We start from the raw sequence: 17,046 nt of genomic DNA on the forward strand, positions 1-17,046 counted from the left end.
TTCAACCTTTCCTCACCGAACCCCACGGACCGACCCGGGCAATTATGTCATCGCTGACGCGATCGTCGCCGCTCATATCCGGCTCATGTCCGAACAGGGCGGCGCGGGCGCCTTGCTTGTCCACCTGATATTCGCGCGCAAGGAAGTCGGCCACATAGGCCTTCTTGCTCTCGGGCCAGCCCGAATATGTTCGGTAGAACAATTCTTTGTGGCAGATGAACATCTGGCGCGGGTCCAGCGGGGCCAATTCGGACAACAGCATGTTCACCAGATCGCGGTTCGGCGTATCGGCGGCGCGTAGCGTGTAGAAATAGGCCGGGTGGTCCGAGGTGATGCGCGGCCACGGACCCCCGTCACTTGCCCAGCGCAGCAGTTGCGCAAGCCCGTGATAGGCCTGCGGCAGGCGATCCGCGTGGTTCCGGGCCAACCGCCGCATGTCGCTGCGATCCAGCCCGGTCAGGTTGACATCGGCATCTGCCGCCGCATCGACGGTCAGGAAATCCATCTTCTGTTGCAGGATCGCGGCCGCATCCACGCCGCGCGCCTTGACGATGGGCTCAACCAGATCGTTGTAGTCCAGAAATTTGGCGATCTGGTTCCGCTGCGACAGATCAAACGTGTATTTGATCGGCAGGTCGTCAGGCTTTTCACCCATGCAAATCGCTGCCGGGTGATCAACATCGGGAAAAAGATAAAGCCCACCGAAATGTGCCGTCCAGAAATTTCGCTGCTCAAAATCCGTATGGCGCAGGCGCACCGGGTTGCGGGTGACGTCGCCGGTTTCCCTGGCCGTTTCGATCATCTTGGCGATCAGCACATCGTCGAACCAGGCGTCCTCTTCGGTTTTGAACCGTTCGACCATGCCCGCCAGTTGCTGCGCCTTGCGCAGGGTGCCGCCTGTGGTGTCGGCCTCGATCTCGATCTTGCGCAGGTTCAACAGGTCGCGCGGTGTGGTGAGTTTGAAGACTGAGTTCACCAACTCTCCGGCCACCGCATCAGTGGCGGTCAGGGCGAACAGCTGCGCCTCGTTCATCTCGATGAATTCCCGCAGGATATCGCGCGAGGTCGAGAATTTGACGTTCAACAGAGGCGCGCGTTTCTGCTCGGTTGTCAGCAGGATGAACTGCCGGTTGACCCCGTTGGGGTTTAGGTAGAGCTCATCCCCTAGCTCAATCCCCACCTCCGGCGAATAGCCCGAGATATCCACATGGAAATCCGTCAGCGCCGTGGTCTTGCCCGCCAGATGCTGCAACGCGCGATTATACCGCTCGACCAGAGCCGGGCTGGAGATGTGGACGAGATTGCCGAACATCAGGCCTTTTTCAATGAGGCGGATCATCTGCCTACCCCGTTTCTCAGAAAGACCGGTGTTTTTCGCCCTTCAATTTCACCCACAAGCTCGGGTTCTAACCATAGCAATTTTTGTCTCGCGTTTCTATCCGGCAAGCGATCCAAAACCAATTCGGTTGCGATCAACTCGTATGCTTTGTTAGCCCACCGTGTCGCACTCAGGTTCCAGTCCAACCAGTCTTTCAGTAGCTGGGTTTTTTCCTCTTTAGTCCTAAGGGATGCGCCGGCTCGGTTTAGACGCCCACTAAACATTACTTCTTCGCCAAATGGATACCATGAGTTCCCATCTTTGTTGTGCAAGTATAGCTTGCAGTTCGCTCGATCTGAAACGTGACCGATGTTCTTTTTGGCGGCCTTGAAGGAATAGTGATTGGTAGCTTCGTGCCTTATGGCGCGGGCAATTTCGTATCCACGAAGTTCTTCAAGTATTGAAAACGCATCGAAGGATTCCTTGGCGAGACGAATAACGTTATCGTCTTTTGTACCGCGGGAATTGGATATCTCGGAGATGCTTTCAAAAAACTCAAAGAGTTTTGCAGACCAGTATCTTAGCAAAACCATGATTTGAATTGAAATCGCCGAGTCCACGATTTCGTCCCCCGTCATCTTGTGAGTGGAAAACAAGTACAGCTTGCTAATCGTATTAGACTCAGAAGCGGCGTAGCTTGCCAACGCAAGAAGGGCTTTCTCGTCAAGTGAAAGCGATTTCAGGTCGTCCCAATAGATTGGGATTTCGACTATTTTCTCAATTGCTTTCATAAATGAATTCTACCCCTTCCCCTCCAGATACCGTCGCTTGGCCTCTTCCATCCGGCCCATCTCGCGGACGGCGTTCTCGATGGCGACCTCGTCGCTCTTGTCGGCATAGCGGAACTCGCTGTCGGCATAGCGGTTGATCTCCTGGATCACCATCTCGACCGTGATCGGTTGGCGCAGGTCCTCGATCATCGCCTTCTTGGTGTCGTAGTCGCGGAATAGGAACAGGTCCGGGTTCTCCATCCATTCGTCGGGCAGTTCGAAATCCATCGCACGGACCTTGACCGCGTCGGTGATGTTCTTGATCGCGCGGCCGGTGAACCGCTCATCCGCCTGTTGAATCGCCTTGAGGTAGGTGCCCAGCTTGGCGATCGTGTCCATCTTACCGATCTCGCCCGAGACCCTGTCATAGACCTGCAGCAAGGCGTCCTCATGCGGGCGGGAATGGCTTTCGAAGCTGGCGACGACGGCCTTTTTGATTTCCTGCGCGGCATAGGCTTCGTGCTCGCCCAGCGGAATGTCGTGGTTGCGGCCCATCAGCAGGTGCAGGATGTCGATGTAATCCTCGCGCGTTTGCGGCCCGTCCACCAGGAACCGCGCGCCCGCCCGCTGGCGAAGGGCGTCATCTACATTCTCGGGGTAGTTCGAGAACATGCCAAAGGTGCAGTTGCCGCGCACGACGGTGTTGGCGCCCGCAAAGCTCTCCATCAGCACGGCGGTGATTTCCAGTTGCCCGGCTGACGACTGCCGGTCGCCGCGCTTACCCGCCAGTTGGTCGATATCGTCGATGGTGCCGAAGCCGATTACCGAGGGGTCGATGATCGTGTTGATAAACGCCTTGGCGTTCTGGCCGGATTTGCCCTGATAGCTGTCGATGTTGTCGGTGCTCAGGTTCTGATAGCGGAACGGATAGCCCGCGTTCTGGCAATAATCATTGATCAGCCCCGCCATCATCTGGATCAGGGTGGTCTTGCCGGTGCCCGGCTTGCCGTCGCCCATGAAGGTAAAGATGAACCCGCCCAGTTCCGCGAACGGGTTCAGGCGGCGGTCGAAGTCGTAGGCCATCACCATCTTGGCCAGTTTCATGGCCTGATATTTGGCGATATGGTTGCCGACCACCTCATTCGGTTTCTTGAACGTCATAGTGAGCGTGGTGGATTTGGCTTTTGAGGCCGGCTCAAACCCCCGGATGGTCAGGTCATCCGCCTCGATATGCCAGGCAGCATTCTGGAACGGGGCCAGATGGCCTGCGGACCCTGCACGCAGGGCGGCCTTTTCCATCAGTTGTTCGGCATAAGCGCTGGTAGCCGCGATCAGATGGGCGTCGTCGGGGGCGTGTTTGGCCAGCACCTGATCCAGCTCCCACAGCGCGCCATGCAGGGCAAGCTGGCCATTGTCGGTCAGAACTTCTTCGATCTCACCGAGATCAACGGTGGTTTCGCCCAGATGCGAAGACATCAGATAGGCCAGCGCGTTGCCGAACGTATGGAGCGTGATCAAAGCCTCGGCGGTCAGCAATTCCGAGAATTCAGTCTTGCGCGCGGCAGGTAGATCCCCGGCCAAATTGGCACGTTTCAGATCGGCCAACGGCGTCTGCTCCGTATAGGCCTCGGCCACGGCCAGAGCGATGGCAATCGCGCGCCGGATGGCCTGCTGCGCAGTCGCCTGCGGGGGTGAGACCAGCGTATCGCCATCATCCGACGCCTCGATTCGTTCAACCAGATGCACCCCATCCGCGCGCACCGTGCGCCGTGTCACCAAACCCGGTGTCGTCGACCGAAACCGCCGCCCCGTCGACACACCCGGAGACCGTTCGACGGCGGCCTCAACGGGTTTGGCAATCCGCGGTGCATGCTCGAACCCGTTCAACAGGGCGGTCGCTGCGGGATAATGCTTGCGAATGTCGTCTTCGCGCAATTCCATCTGATCTGACGTCAAACTCATCTCAATAACCGCCCTTGCTTCATCTTTTCAAAAATTCTCCCGCCGGAGGCGGAAAATTCAATATCTCAGCACCTGCCCGGTCTTGCTGACGACGAACTTGCGCACATCGGCAAAGCCTGGCGGGTTGCGCTCGGCCAGCACCTGAAACGGCCGCTGGGGCAGGATGATCGACCGCTGGGTGCGCGTAGCCCCAGTCTCGGCCCCCTGCCCGCCGAACGGGTCCAGTGCAAAGACCTCGCGTTCGACGGTGGAAAACCAACCGGCGCGTTCTTCGATCACCTCTTCGCTTTCCAGCTCCTCGGTGGTCCAGGCCAGCGCCCAATCCTGACCTTCGGGCGCCTGTGCGTCCTCCAACACCTGCCGCAGGGGGCCGGATTGCTCGGTATAGGCCGAGGAATACATCGGGCCCACATGGATGCGGCGCATGTGTTTGGGGTGCAGGTCGTCGAAATCCTGATCGAACCCCTTGGCGATCGTCACCAGTTTCAGCCCGCCCAAGCTTTGCGCCATCAGATGCGCCTGTACCTCGGGCCAGCGGCGTTGATCCTTGGGCAGGGCAGTTTTGCCGCTGTCCTCCAACTGCATCAGATAGATGACGGGCAGGTTGATCTGGCTGTCATAGACCGCCCAGTGGATCAGGAACTTGCGCCGCTCGCCCTCATTCCCGATCCAGTGGCATTCGGGATCGTTGCGGGCCCAGAACAGCTGACCTTTCAACAATTCCTCGTAATAGAGCCTTTGGGACAGCGCGAATTGCAGCTTGGTGGGAATCTCCCGGTCGCCAATAATTGTCCGCACCATGTCGGTTTTCAGATCCTCTTCCGAGGGCATGTTCGCCAGATGCACCTGCGCCTGCTGCGCGTCATTGGCCATGGTCAACAACTCGGCCGCCACCGGAAACCCGCTGTCGCGCTTGTCCATGGCGAGGCTGCCAAAGAACCGCCCCGTATCGCGCCCCACCAGCAGGTATTTCATGCTGAGCGCACGGAAGGTGTAGAGCAGCCCCGAGAGATAGCGCGACACGATCCGAACCTCTTGTTTGCTGATCGCGCCCTCGGCCTCCATCGTCGCAGCCACGCGCAGGAGGTGGACGGTGATCACCTCGAATTTGCGGAAATAGCGGCGCGAGGCGAAAGTGTCGGTCAGGCCGACATGGTCTTTGGTGGGGTCAGTCATCCTCGGCGACTTCTTCAGGTTTCCCCTTTTTGTTATTTTTAACAATAAGGTAAAAATTGACTAGGCTACCGACACAGACTGCCGCGTATATTCCAACATAGTTAGCTGTTGATTCCGGCCAAATCCAAATTAGGCCGAGCACAAACAAAGTTGCCACAACCATTTGGTAAGTCCATTCGGGCACTGATCTCGGTCGCCCAATTAATCTCATTTCCGAAATCTTCATCCGCCATACAAATTCTTATCATGCTTCTCGACAATCGAAGCAAACCGGCGGGCAAAGCGCTCATCCGCCTTGGCCTTTTTCTCCAGCACGTCGCGGGCAAAGACCATGTGGTCCTCGTGCGCCTCGAGCATGTCGGCCATCTTCTGGTTGGTCGCGGTGCCGATGGCGGCCATCGCCGTCTGAGCCTCCTGATCCGTCTGCACGCCGATCTCGTTGATGCGGTGGGCCACGTCCTGCTGCTGCGCGGTTTTCAGCGATTTGGTCAGGGCATCATACAGCACCACGCGCTGTTGCGTGTCTGTTTGCAGCTTGTTGATCAGCACCATCTGCGTCGCCGCCTGGTTTTGCAGTGAATCGACCCAGGTTTTGCCCTTTTCGATGTAACGCTCCAGCGTTTGGGATTTGGCCAACTTGACCTGTTCTTCCTGAACCTTGGCGTTGTATTGTTTGTTCAACTCGGCAAGTTCGGTTTCCAGCTGGGTGCGCGCGGCGGCGTCCTGTTCGACGCTGATCTTGTTTTCCAGCGTGATGATCGTCGGATCCATACCCTGAATCTCGGCGCGCAGCGCCTCGAGTTCCGCCACGGTCGCCTCGCGATCGTCCAGCGTGACGGTCAGGTTGTCCTCGACCTTGACGCGCTGCTCTTCCAACACCGACAATTGCCCTTGCAGCAGTTTGACGATCACGTCGGATTTGGCGATCAGGTCCTGAAGCTTGTCGTCGATATTGGCGGTGCGCATCCGCTCCTGCCGCATCGACTCGGATTTACCTTTCGAGAAGATGCCGACAAACGACTCCCACCCGGTTTTCGAACGCATCTCGTCAAAATCTTTGGAAAAGGCGCTGGTGACGTCGTCCAGCCCCATGATCAGCTCGGCGATATTGGCGTTCATCACCTCGGTATGGGCGTGCACATCCTCGAGCGTGGCGTTTTCGATGTCGATATCCGCCTCGGCGGTGCCGATCTTGGCACGGGCCGCTTCAATGCGCGAAGTCAGCCCTTCGATCTGAGACTGGCTTTCGCGTACTTTGGCTTGAGTCTCTTCTATCAACGCTTCGAATTGCTGGTTCGACATCGCTTCTATCCCTTTTTTCTTCTATTACCCAATAAGATAGGGAATGTTACACTGATTTACATCCCCGGGTCTCAAAATTCACTCAGACTTTGGCAAACTCCTTGGCAAAAAGAAAGGCGAGACCGGCCAATGAAACGCGCAGATTTCGGGTGACTCGATTAATTTAACTTGTTAAGTATTTTTTTGATCAAATCTGGATTGATTCCACATCCAGAGTGGCCATAGACAATTGAGACATCACCTGATTGGGTGCGCGCAACCCAATTCACGCTGGAGGCTTATCATGCTGGACGCAACGACCGATCTGAAGTCAATCCTGAAGAACCCCGAATTGCTTGTAACCAAAGCCTATATCGGCGGTCACTGGGTAGACGGTGACAATGGCACGTTCAAAGTCACAAACCCCGCTCGGGGCGATGTGGTCGCCGAAGTGGCAGACGTCAGCCGCGCTCAGGTCGCCGGAGCAATCACACAGGCCGAAGCCGCGCAGAAGGAATGGGCCAAACTGACCGGCAAGGAACGTGCAGCCATCTTGCGGCGCTGGTTCGATCTGATGATGGAAAACGCCGAGGATCTGGGCAAGATCCTGACCGCTGAACAGGGCAAACCCCTGGCCGAAGCCATCGGCGAGATCGGCTATGGCGCGTCTTTCATCGAGTTCTTCGGTGAAGAGGCCAAGCGCGTCTATGGCGAGACCATTCCCGGCCATCAGCGCGACAAGCGGATCATGGTGATGAAGCAGCCGATCGGCGTTGCGGCCTCGATCACGCCCTGGAACTTCCCCAACGCGATGATCACCCGCAAGGCAGGCCCGGCTTTGGCCGCTGGCTGCGCCTTTGTGGCGCGCCCGGCCACCGAAACGCCCCTGTCGGCGCTGGTACTGGCGCTGCTGGCGGAACAGGCCGGCGTACCTGCGGGCGTGTTCAACGTGGTGCCCTCGTCGCAGGCCGGTGAGATCGGCAAGGAGTTCTGCGAAAACCCCGGTGTGCGCAAGCTGACCTTTACCGGATCGACCGAAGTGGGCCGCATCCTGCTGCGCCAGGCAGCCGATCAGGTCATGAAATGTTCGATGGAGCTGGGCGGCAACGCACCGTTCATCGTGTTCGACGACGCCGATCTGGATGCCGCCGTCGAAGGCGCGATGCTGTGCAAGTTCCGCAACAATGGCCAGACCTGTGTCTGCGCGAACCGTATCTATGTGCAGGCCGGCGTCTATGACGCATTCGCGGCCAAACTGAAAACGGCAGTAGAGGCACTCAAGATCGGCGACGGCTTGACCGAAGGCACCACCACCGGCCCGCTGATCAACGCCGACGCGGTCGCCAAGGTCGAGGAACATATCAAGGACGTGACCGACAAGGGCGGCGCGGTTCTGACTGGTGGTCTGCCTCATGATCTGGGCGGCACGTTCTTCCAGCCAACCATCGTGACCGGCGTGACGCAGGACATGCTGGTGGCGCAGGACGAAACCTTTGGCCCGCTGGCCCCGCTGTTCAAATTCGAGGACGAAGACGACGTGATCGCCATGGCCAATGACACGATTTTTGGTCTGGCCTCGTATTTCTATGCCAAGGACCTGAGCCGCGTCTACAAGGTGGCCGAAGCCTTGGAATACGGTATCGTCGGCGTGAACACCGGCATCATCTCGACCGAGCTGGGCCCGTTCGGCGGCGTCAAGCAATCCGGTCTGGGCCGCGAAGGCAGCCATCACGGCATGGAAGACTATCTGGAAATGAAGTACGTCTGCATGTCGGTCTGATCCAATACGGTCTCTGTCCCATTGCGGTGGGCAGAGACGCCGCGTCCGGAAACGCAATCGCGTCGTGTTTTGAGTGTGTATGGCGGCGGCCCAGTCGACGCTGACACGGCTATTCTGCGGACTTGTCGCGGATTTGTTCGATTGCACGGGTCGCGAACTTTCCCTGCAACGAACCGTCAACCATGGCTTCCAGCGCGGGCAATGCAGAGGACGCCGCGCCACCAATTTTCCCCAATGCAATAGCTGCCTCTTTGCGGACAAACACCGACGGGCTTTCAAGAAGCGCGATCAATTCCGGCACCGCTGGCTCTGCCTCGGGACCGAACAGGGCCAGCGATTGGGCTGCCGTCCTCTGATCTTTGGCATCCCCCCGTGACAGATCCGCCCTCAGACTTGCTATGGTTTTTTCCGGAGGCAACGCCGCCAGACGCAGCCCGTCGTTCAGCCGGGCGTTCAAATGTTGGTTCTCACCGACCCAGCGAATGATGAAAAAGTAATTCTGAACAGCGTCCTGTATGACACCGGCATGCTTGCCCTTTTGCCATCGGTCGATGATGGCCCTGCCCGCACGTCGATCTCCATTCAGGGCCAGAACCGAGGCTGCAAATGGCATCAGTTCAGTTGCCTGCGGATTTCTGTTCAACTCTTTCTCGATCACATCTGCCGCACCCGTCAGGTCATTCAATGCGTAAAGAGCCGCCGCTTCAAACAGCGCGTAGTGGCTGGGATAATTGGGATCCAGCCGGGTCGCGGCCTGTACAAAGGCCAATCCTTCCTCGGGCTCACCGGCTGCAATCAGCGCCCATCCCATCGTCAGATGCGCCTCGGGGTCGCTGGGTTGCAGCGCGATGGCTTTCGCTGCTTCTCGTCTGGCTTCTTCCGTCCCCCGACCTACCCGTAGGTTACTGTCCCAATCCGGAAGGTTGAGACTGACAATAGCCCGGATAACGTGCACCAGGGCGGTGTCCTGCTCCATCACATCCCGGTAATATCTGTAAAACAGGCCGATATGCATTTGCGCGCCTGACTCTGCAAACCCATTCCAATGATGAAAGATGTGCGGTCGCAAATGCGCCAGGGCAAGCGTCGCCCAGGCACGCCCATAATCCGGGTCCAATTCCACGGCCTTTTCAAAATGGGGAATTGCCGCAAGGTTGTCCTGTTCGTTGAACTGCGAATACAACTCCCACCCGCGCTGGAAGGCCTCGCGTGCTGCAATGGTCTGGGTTTCCACGCTTTCGATGGCTTGCCGGCTTTGAGGGTCGAGCGGAAGATCCAGCTCCTGAGCAATTGCGAGAACAATAGTTTTCTGCACTTCAAAGATGTCATCAATCGCGCCATCAAACCTGTCCGCCCAGATCAATCGCCCGTTCAATGTGTCGGTCAGGCGAATGTTGATCCGGAAATCTTCATCCGCACGTCGCACGCTGCCGTCAACGACGTAGCGAACCCCAAGTTCTTCGGCGAAACGAGCGATATCTATGTTCCTGTCGCGGTATGCGAAGGATGAATTGCCGGCGATGACGAACAATCCGGATATTCGGGACAGGTCCGTGATCAAATCCTCAGAGATACCGTTGATCAGCATTTCCTTGGATGCGTCATCGGTGTAATTCGCAATCGGCAACACTGCGATGGAAGGTAGATCCGGCAAAGGGTAAACCATCTGCGCCTCTGAGGCGCGCAATTGGCCAGTCTTCCACGGTTTCGTCAGAAAAAGCCCAACAGCCGCCAACATCACGAGCAGAGCCGCCAGCGGCAGCCAGCGGGATTTCCTCAGTGTGCGGCTTTTTCGCGGTGAAGGCAAAATTTCCGCTTCTACGCGAAAGGCCTGAACTGGGTCTGCGATGTTCTTGACGTTCTGTGGCCCGATCGGGGCAAAACCATAGGGCACTTTGTTGCGCGCATAACCGACGATGGATTGTGAAACAATGATACCACCGGGATCTGACAGTGCCTCAAGCCGCGCGGCAACGTTCACCCCGTCGCCAAGGATGTCATCCCCGTTCGAAACCACATCGCCGACGTTCAGGCCGATCCGAAACGTGATGACGCTATCTTGATCGGTACCCGCGTTTCTCTTTGCAAGGTCGGCCTGAATTTCCACGGCAGCGTGAACCGCATCGACGGCGCTGCGAAATTCGATCACAAAGCTGTCTCCCGCAGTGTTCGCGATGCGCCCTGAATGCCGGGCGATCGCCGGCTCTATGACGTCGCTGCGGATCAGGCGAAGCCTTGCGATGGTACCTTCTTCGTCCAGACCAACCAATCTTGAGTAGCCGGCGATGTCGGCTGCCAGGATAGCTGCTAGTCGACGTTTTGGTCGGCTTTCCATAATACCGAAGACTATCAGGCGGATAATTTGCTGGGAACCAATTTTCGTACACGCCCAAAAACACAACGCCCCGCGTCTGGAGGAACGCGGGGCGTGTGTTGCGGCAGTCCGGGAGGAGTGAACTGCCGCGGGATATTCAGAAGCCTCAGTTCACGGCTTTGGCGTCCACCACATCCTTCTCGATGGCTTTGGCCGAGGTGATCTCGATCCGGCGCGGTTTCAGAGCCTCCGGAACCTCGCGCTTCAGTTCGATGTTCAGCATACCGTTTTCGTGGCTCGCACCGGTGACGCGGACATGATCCGCCAGGGCAAACCGACGCTCGAACGCGCGGGTGGCGATGCCACGGTGCAGATAGGTGCGCTCTTTGTCTTCGGCGGCTTTTTTACCTGCCACGACAAGTGAATTTTCTTTCACTTCCACGGTCAGGTCGTTTTCCGAAAAACCGGCAACGGCCACCGAAATCCGGTAGGTGTCGACATCGGTTTTTTCGATGTTGTAGGGTGGATAGCTGGGCTGGGCCCCATCGTTGGTCAGAACGCGATCCATCATGTCGGCGATCTGGTCAAAGCCAATGGTGGCGCGGTGCAGCGGTGCAAAATCAAACGTACGCATGTGTCATATCCTCATTCTTGAGCGATTTGCGATAAGTGCCCTCCGACTGGACGGGCGATTTCAGGTACCGGACCCCGTTGTGGCGGTCCGATACACATCACATGGGTAGCGATTTCGCCGAGTTCAACCCCCGCCAGAACTGATGAATTTCGCACCAGATCCTGACTTACCGGACCCGACCTGCAATCGGCGGATCGACGCCTTGGGCTGAGGTGCGTCGCGCCGCATGATGGCCTTGAGCTCGGCGACGATCCCGTCAAGCTCCATGCCAAACCCCACCTTTCTACGGCCGTTCGTCCCTACTGCCGATACCACGGACAGGATCTGCCAGCGCGCACCGTTTTTCGCCAGAATTGCAGACCCGGAAGACCCGAAAGTAATGTCGCAATCAAAGGTGATCAGACCCTGCCTGCGGTCGATGATACGGCACGACCGTTCTCGGGTGATCGCCTCGGACCGTCCGCGCCCATACGAGGCAATGCTGATCTCGTTGCCCGGAACACGGCCGCTGTGCAGCGCAAAAGGGTCGGCGACCGAATACGGGATAGGCTCGTTCAGCCGCATCAGGGCCACGTCCAACTGGACACCTTGGTGCGACAGCGGGTTCTGCGCCCCATAGCTGGGATGAAGGGCGATTTGCGTGACTTGACGCTCGGCCAAGGCGTTGCCGTTGCTAAGGCCTGCACGAAACGTGATGTCTTCGGGCACATAAGTCTTCCCGGTACGACGATCCACCGCACAATGGGCTGCGGTCAGCACAATGTCCTGCGCGATCAACGTGCCGGTGCAATACGAGGCATCGCGGACATCCAGCCGACCGATAGCCTCCCAACCATAAAGGTCATCCCGGTCGGTCAGCTTGCGCTTGTTGGATTGCGCTTGCGGCGCTGTTGCCAAGACGCTCAGGCCCAATAACAGGCTCCAGAAGACTCTCATCATGGTCGAATGAACCTTGCGCCTATGTTCTTGTTCGTTCCCGATCCGGACGAGGAAAGCCCAAATCCCCGCCCCGCAGAAAGTTCGTCACGAAGCAATTGCAGCGAATGCTCAACCGCGGTTCCAATTGCGACACTTTGGCCGTCCATGCTGGCCTTGGCCGCAACCACCGATACGATCTGAGGGCGCGCGCCCGTGAAAGAAAAAACGGGTGCCCCCGAAGACCCGAAATCAACGTCGCAGGACATGACCATAACCCCGGCCTGCCGGTTCATGACCGAGCAGACCTGTTGCAGCGACGGAGCTTCTGACCGGTCATGCGCATAAGACACAACGCCCACTTCAGCGCCACGTTTGGGCTGATCGCCCGACTCAAATGGAATGACGGCGGTATTACGGATCGGCTGCCACAGCTCGATCAAGGCCACGTCCGCGCTTACCCGGTCGGCCGTTGAATCGACGCCATATTGGTAGTCCGGATGGATCACTGCCTGGCGCGCGGTCCGATAGGCCAACGCACGTCCCAAACGCCACCCAGCCAGAAACTCGATATCCGCGGGGTTGATCCGTTGACCGGATCTCTTGTCGAACAGGCAATGCGCCGCAGTCAGTACAAGCGTCGGCGACACCAGCGTTCCGGTGCAAAACCCTGCCCCGGCGATATCCAACCGCCCGACAGCCATCCACTCGCGCCCGGAATCCGACGTATCCAGGCTTTCCAGCCCGGTGTCCTGCGCCGTGGCCGCCAATGGCAAGACACAGAGCACGATCGCCTTGATCCAGTTGCGCACGCGGTTCTCCGAGACTCACTTCGAAGCTTTTGTCCTACGTGCCGCGTTGGGCGAAAATAGGGCGGTCAGGCACCAAAGGTATTTCCCTGGAAAATGATGCGCGCTGGCATCAGCACGATTCACCGCAAGACAGGAACGGCGTTGCCTTTTCTGTGCAAGGCCGGTGGCTTTGGCCCGCCCGTCGCCCAGTCCAGCAACTCTACCGTATGAACGATCGGCAGTTGCGTGGCAGAACCGATCTGCATCATGCACCCGATATTGCCGGCGGCAATGATATCAGGCTTTTTCGCCTCAAGTGTTCTGACTTTTCGCTGTTTCAACTGGCCCGATATTCCCGGCTGCATCAGGTTGTACGTTCCCGCGCTGCCGCAGCACAAATGACTGTCGGCGGGTTCGACAACCGAGAAACCCGCGTGTTTCAGCAATTCTTTGGGGTAAGATTTGATCTTCTGCCCATGCTGCAATGAGCAGGCTGCATGGTAGGCGACGGTCAGGTTTTGGTTTTCGCCCGTCGGCAGATCCAACTTGATCAGAAGTTCACTGATATCCATGGCGATTGCAGACACACGCGCCGCATCTTCGGCTAGCGGGTTATTGCGAAACATGTGTCCATAATCTTTCACGGTGGTGCCACAGCCGGAGGTATTGATGACTATGGCGTCCAACCCATCACCGTCCATTTCCCGTTTCCAGGCTCTGATATTGGCTTTTGCCGCCATATGACTGTCTTGCACCTTGCCCATGTGATGGGTCAAAGCTCCGCAACACCCGGCACCTTCGGCGATCACGACCTCGCACCCCAATCGAGTCAGCAGGCGGATCGTGGCGTCATTGATATCGGTGTTCAGCGCCCTTTGCGCGCAGCCCGTCATAAGCGCCACCCGCATTTTTCGTTCGCCGCCGGGCGCAAAACTCTGCGGATCATCGTTGCGGCTGACAGGCGGGATATGCTTGGGCGCCATCTCCAACATCGCGCGCAGCCGGGCATCAGGCATCAGGAACCGGAAAGGACGGCCCAGCCTGGCCCCGATCAGGGCCCAACGGAACCGCATCGGATAAGGCAGGATCTGCGCCAGAACCCAGCGCAACACCCGATCCGTCAGCGGACGCTTGTAGTTGGCCTCGATATATTCACGCGCGTGATCGACCAGATGCATATAATGCACACCTGACGGGCAAGTGGTCATGCACGCCAGACAGGACAGGCAGCGGTCGATGTGCTTGACCGTCTTTTCGTCGGGCACACGTTCGTTTTCAAGCATGTCCTTGATCAGGTAGATGCGCCCACGCGGACTGTCGAGCTCGTCTCCCAGCACCTGATATGTCGGACACGTGGCCGTGCAAAATCCGCAATGGACGCAGTTTCGCAGAATCTCGTTCGAGCGCTGGATTGCCGGGTCTTGCAATTGCTCATCGGTGAATTTTGTCTGCATCGCCCTATCCCATCAGCCCCGGGTTGAACAAACCCCGAGGATCAAATCTCGCACGCAAGCCCTTTGTCAGAGCCGATATTGATGGGGGTTCCGGATGAAATCGCCCCAGTTTTCTGATCGTGTCGTGGTCGGATCGTACCAAAGTGGCATGACCTGAAAACTCGCCAAGCCGGGCACGCACATCCGTGAGAGCCGGGACCCGCAGCCAGACAAGACCACCGCCCCAGTCAAACAGCGCTTGATCCGCTTCGGCGCGCGCCGAAATCTCCGCCGCGTCACTCGGTTTTACCGAAAGCCGCCAGACGTCCCCGTCCTTGCCCTGAAATGGGTGAACGTCGCGGATCCCGGTCCAAAGCGCTGTGGCGTCTCCCTCGTCTGTCACCTCACCAAAATCTGCCAGTAAGGCGGTCAACCGACCGATCCTGTACGTCACCGACTCTGCAAATCCCTCAACCCTAAGCAGGGCATTTCCACCCGCCGGGTCATAGGCGGCACCCGTCACTTCAAAAGGTGATTTCAACGCAGCGGAAAGAACTTTCACCGCGCTGCCGGCATCCCGAACGGCGACGGACAAAGTCGCCACTCTTTCCGGCTTGGGCAGCACCTTCAACGACACTTCGGTCAGAATTCCCAGTGTTCCCCAAGACCCACCCATCAATTTAACGAGATCATAACCGGTGACGTTTTTCATAACTCGCCCACCATTCTTGACCACCTGCCCGCGCCCGTCGACGAAACGCACACCCAGCAGGAAATCCCGGCAGGCACCGACCTGAATCCGTCGCGGGCCCGAGATATTGGCCGCGACGACACCGCCGATCGTTGGTTCACCTTGAGTATCAAGCAAACTGCGGTGATCCATCGGCTCAAACGCCAGTTGCTGACCTTCCGCTTCCAGCACGGCCTGGATCTCTGCCAATGATGTCCCGGCCTTGGCCACAAGAGTAAGTGCTCCGGGTTCGTAAAGCGAAATGCCACGCAGAGCCCCGGTTTCGATATTCGCTTCGGGACCGGTGACCGCGCGCGTTCCGCCACCGACGATGCGAACAGGGTCTTTCAATCCGGCCACCATGTCGGCCAGTTCAGATTCTGATTCAGGTTTCATGGCAAAATCCGTTATTAGATCCTGTTATTCGGCAGCAATCTGCGCGTGGCGGCGGGTTTCCGAAACGTTCAGTGGAAACACCTTGGCAGGGTTCAGCAGCCATTTGGGGTCAAAAACGTCCTTGACCGCCATCTGCGCTTCAAGATCGGCAAGCGCATATTGATGCGACATGAGATCCCTCTTCTCGATGCCAACGCCGTGCTCACCGGTCAGACAACCGCCTTCGTCCACGCATAGTTTCAGAATTTCGGCCCCGAATGCCTCGCATTTTTCCAGATCACCCGGCTTGTTGGCATCGAAAAGGATCAGCGGATGCATGTTCCCATCCCCTGCGTGAAAAACGTTCCCGACAGGCAGACCGAATTCTTCACTCAACTCGCCGATACGGCGCAGCACCGTCGGCAGGGCCGACACCGGGATCGTACCGTCAAGGCACATATAGTCGTTCAACTGCCCCATGGCGCCGAATGCGGATTTCCGGCCAAGCCATATTTTTGCGCTTTCTTCGGCTGACTGGCTTTCTCGCAACTCGACCGGGTTGTGGCGCTTGGCGATCTCGATGATTTTCGACAGTTGATGGGCGATTTCGGCTTCCGACCCTTCCACTTCGACAATCAACAGCGCATGGCAGTCGGGATAGCCGGCGTGTGCAAAGTTTTCGCAGGCTTTTATGCACAGCGTGTCCATGAACTCGATCGCGACCGGCAGAATGCCCGATTTGATAATGTCAGAAACACACTGACCCGCGACTTCGTTGTCGTCGAACCCCATCAGAACCGGCCGCGCGCCTTCGGGCTTGCGCAGAATGCGCAGTGTTGCTTCGGTCACCACGCCCAACTGACCTTCCGAGCCGCAAATGACGCCCAAAAGGTCCAGACCGGGCGCATCCAGATGCGCGCCGCCGATCTCGACGACACTGCCATCCATCATCACCATGGTCACGCCCAGAAGGTTGTTCGTTGTCACGCCATATTTCAGGCAATGCGCGCCGCCTGAATTCATCGCGATATTGCCGGCAATGGCGCATGCCAGTTGCGAGGAAGGATCAGGCGCATAAAAGAAATCTTGCTCCTCGACCGCGCCGGTGACGCTCAGATTGGTGCGGCCCGTCTGCACCCTGATGAAACGGTTGTCATAGTCAACCTCCAGCACCTCATTCATCCGCGCGACGCCCAGAATGACGCAATCAGCCGTTGGCAATGCCCCGCCGGCCAGCGACGTACCCGCACCGCGCGGCACGACAGGCACGCCTTCTTCATGGCAGATGCGCAAAACGTCCGAGACTTCCTGCGTGCTCGACGGCAGCACGGCCAGCATCGGCGGGCATTTGTAAGCCGTCAGGGCATCGCACTCATAGGCTCGGGTTTCAGCCGGATCATGGACAATTGCCGTATCCGGCAAAACCCGCGACAGCCGCGAAACGATCGCGCTTTTCCGGTTCAGTACGTCCGGGCTTGGCTTTGGCATTTCCATGGCATCCCTCCCTTTGGTAAAATAATATTACCAATTTACCACTCTGGCAAGTTCCGATGTCCGGTCGTACTGT

General features: G+C 57.9%; 13 protein-coding genes. 1 reads left to right on the top strand and 12 read right to left on the bottom strand.

What is annotated here, in order from left to right:
* Position 1 precedes the first annotated feature (1 nt).
* From GS614_RS18825 to GS614_RS18845, 5 genes are all read right to left on the bottom strand, one after another.
* Positions 2 to 1,339, bottom strand: a complete 1,338-nt coding sequence (locus GS614_RS18825; RefSeq protein WP_171727059.1) for a DUF6638 family protein — start codon at positions 1,337 to 1,339, stop codon at positions 2 to 4.
* Entirely contained in the window at positions 1,336 to 2,109 is a 774-nt protein-coding gene (locus GS614_RS18830; protein ID WP_171727060.1) for a hypothetical protein, read from the bottom strand. The genes GS614_RS18825 and GS614_RS18830 overlap by 4 nt, the downstream gene beginning before the upstream one ends.
* Positions 2,110 to 2,118: 9 nt before the next feature.
* Positions 2,119 to 4,050, bottom strand: coding sequence for an ATP-binding protein (locus GS614_RS18835; protein ID WP_171727061.1), 1,932 nt, complete (start codon positions 4,048 to 4,050; stop codon positions 2,119 to 2,121).
* A 57-nt stretch (positions 4,051 to 4,107) separates the two neighbouring features.
* On the bottom strand, positions 4,108 to 5,226 hold the full coding sequence (locus GS614_RS18840; RefSeq protein ID WP_171727062.1) for a hypothetical protein: 1,119 nt from the start codon (positions 5,224 to 5,226) through the stop codon (positions 4,108 to 4,110).
* A 222-nt stretch (positions 5,227 to 5,448) separates the two neighbouring features.
* Complete coding sequence (locus GS614_RS18845) at positions 5,449 to 6,528, bottom strand: hypothetical protein (RefSeq protein ID WP_171727063.1); 1,080 nt, start codon at positions 6,526 to 6,528, stop codon at positions 5,449 to 5,451.
* Between the two features lie 283 nt (positions 6,529 to 6,811).
* Between GS614_RS18845 and GS614_RS18850 the strand changes: the two genes are divergently transcribed.
* Positions 6,812 to 8,287: an NAD-dependent succinate-semialdehyde dehydrogenase gene (locus tag GS614_RS18850; protein ID WP_171727064.1), complete on the top strand. Its 1,476-nt coding sequence runs from the start codon at positions 6,812 to 6,814 to the stop codon at positions 8,285 to 8,287.
* 109 nt (positions 8,288 to 8,396) lie between these two features.
* On the opposite strand, the gene GS614_RS18855 is transcribed toward GS614_RS18850, so the two are convergent.
* The 7 genes from GS614_RS18855 to GS614_RS18885 form a co-directional block, all read right to left on the bottom strand.
* Positions 8,397 to 10,622 (bottom strand): tetratricopeptide repeat protein, encoded by a 2,226-nt coding sequence (locus tag GS614_RS18855; protein ID WP_171727065.1) that lies wholly within the window; start codon positions 10,620 to 10,622, stop codon positions 8,397 to 8,399.
* Positions 10,623 to 10,767: 145 nt separating this feature from the next.
* Complete coding sequence (locus GS614_RS18860) at positions 10,768 to 11,235, bottom strand: Hsp20 family protein (RefSeq protein WP_152459732.1); 468 nt, start codon at positions 11,233 to 11,235, stop codon at positions 10,768 to 10,770.
* A 123-nt stretch (positions 11,236 to 11,358) separates the two neighbouring features.
* Positions 11,359 to 12,174, bottom strand: a complete 816-nt coding sequence (locus GS614_RS18865; RefSeq protein WP_171727066.1) for a serine protease — start codon at positions 12,172 to 12,174, stop codon at positions 11,359 to 11,361.
* Positions 12,171 to 12,962: a trypsin-like peptidase domain-containing protein gene (locus GS614_RS18870; RefSeq protein WP_171727067.1), complete on the bottom strand. Its 792-nt coding sequence runs from the start codon at positions 12,960 to 12,962 to the stop codon at positions 12,171 to 12,173. The genes GS614_RS18865 and GS614_RS18870 overlap by 4 nt, the downstream gene beginning before the upstream one ends.
* A gap of 119 nt (positions 12,963 to 13,081) precedes the next feature.
* Complete coding sequence (gene glcF / locus GS614_RS18875; RefSeq protein ID WP_171727068.1) at positions 13,082 to 14,395, bottom strand: glycolate oxidase subunit GlcF; 1,314 nt, start codon at positions 14,393 to 14,395, stop codon at positions 13,082 to 13,084.
* A gap of 4 nt (positions 14,396 to 14,399) precedes the next feature.
* Complete coding sequence (locus GS614_RS18880) at positions 14,400 to 15,500, bottom strand: FAD-binding protein (protein WP_171727069.1); 1,101 nt, start codon at positions 15,498 to 15,500, stop codon at positions 14,400 to 14,402.
* 24 nt (positions 15,501 to 15,524) lie between these two features.
* The gene (locus GS614_RS18885; RefSeq protein WP_171727070.1) at positions 15,525 to 16,973 is read right to left on the bottom strand and encodes an FAD-linked oxidase C-terminal domain-containing protein; all 1,449 of its coding nucleotides are present in this window, start codon (positions 16,971 to 16,973) and stop codon (positions 15,525 to 15,527) included.
* Positions 16,974 to 17,046: the final 73 nt, after the last annotated feature.

It is taken from the genome of Ruegeria sp. HKCCD6604, assembly GCF_013110635.1.
Classification (GTDB): Bacteria; Pseudomonadota; Alphaproteobacteria; order Rhodobacterales; family Rhodobacteraceae; genus Ruegeria.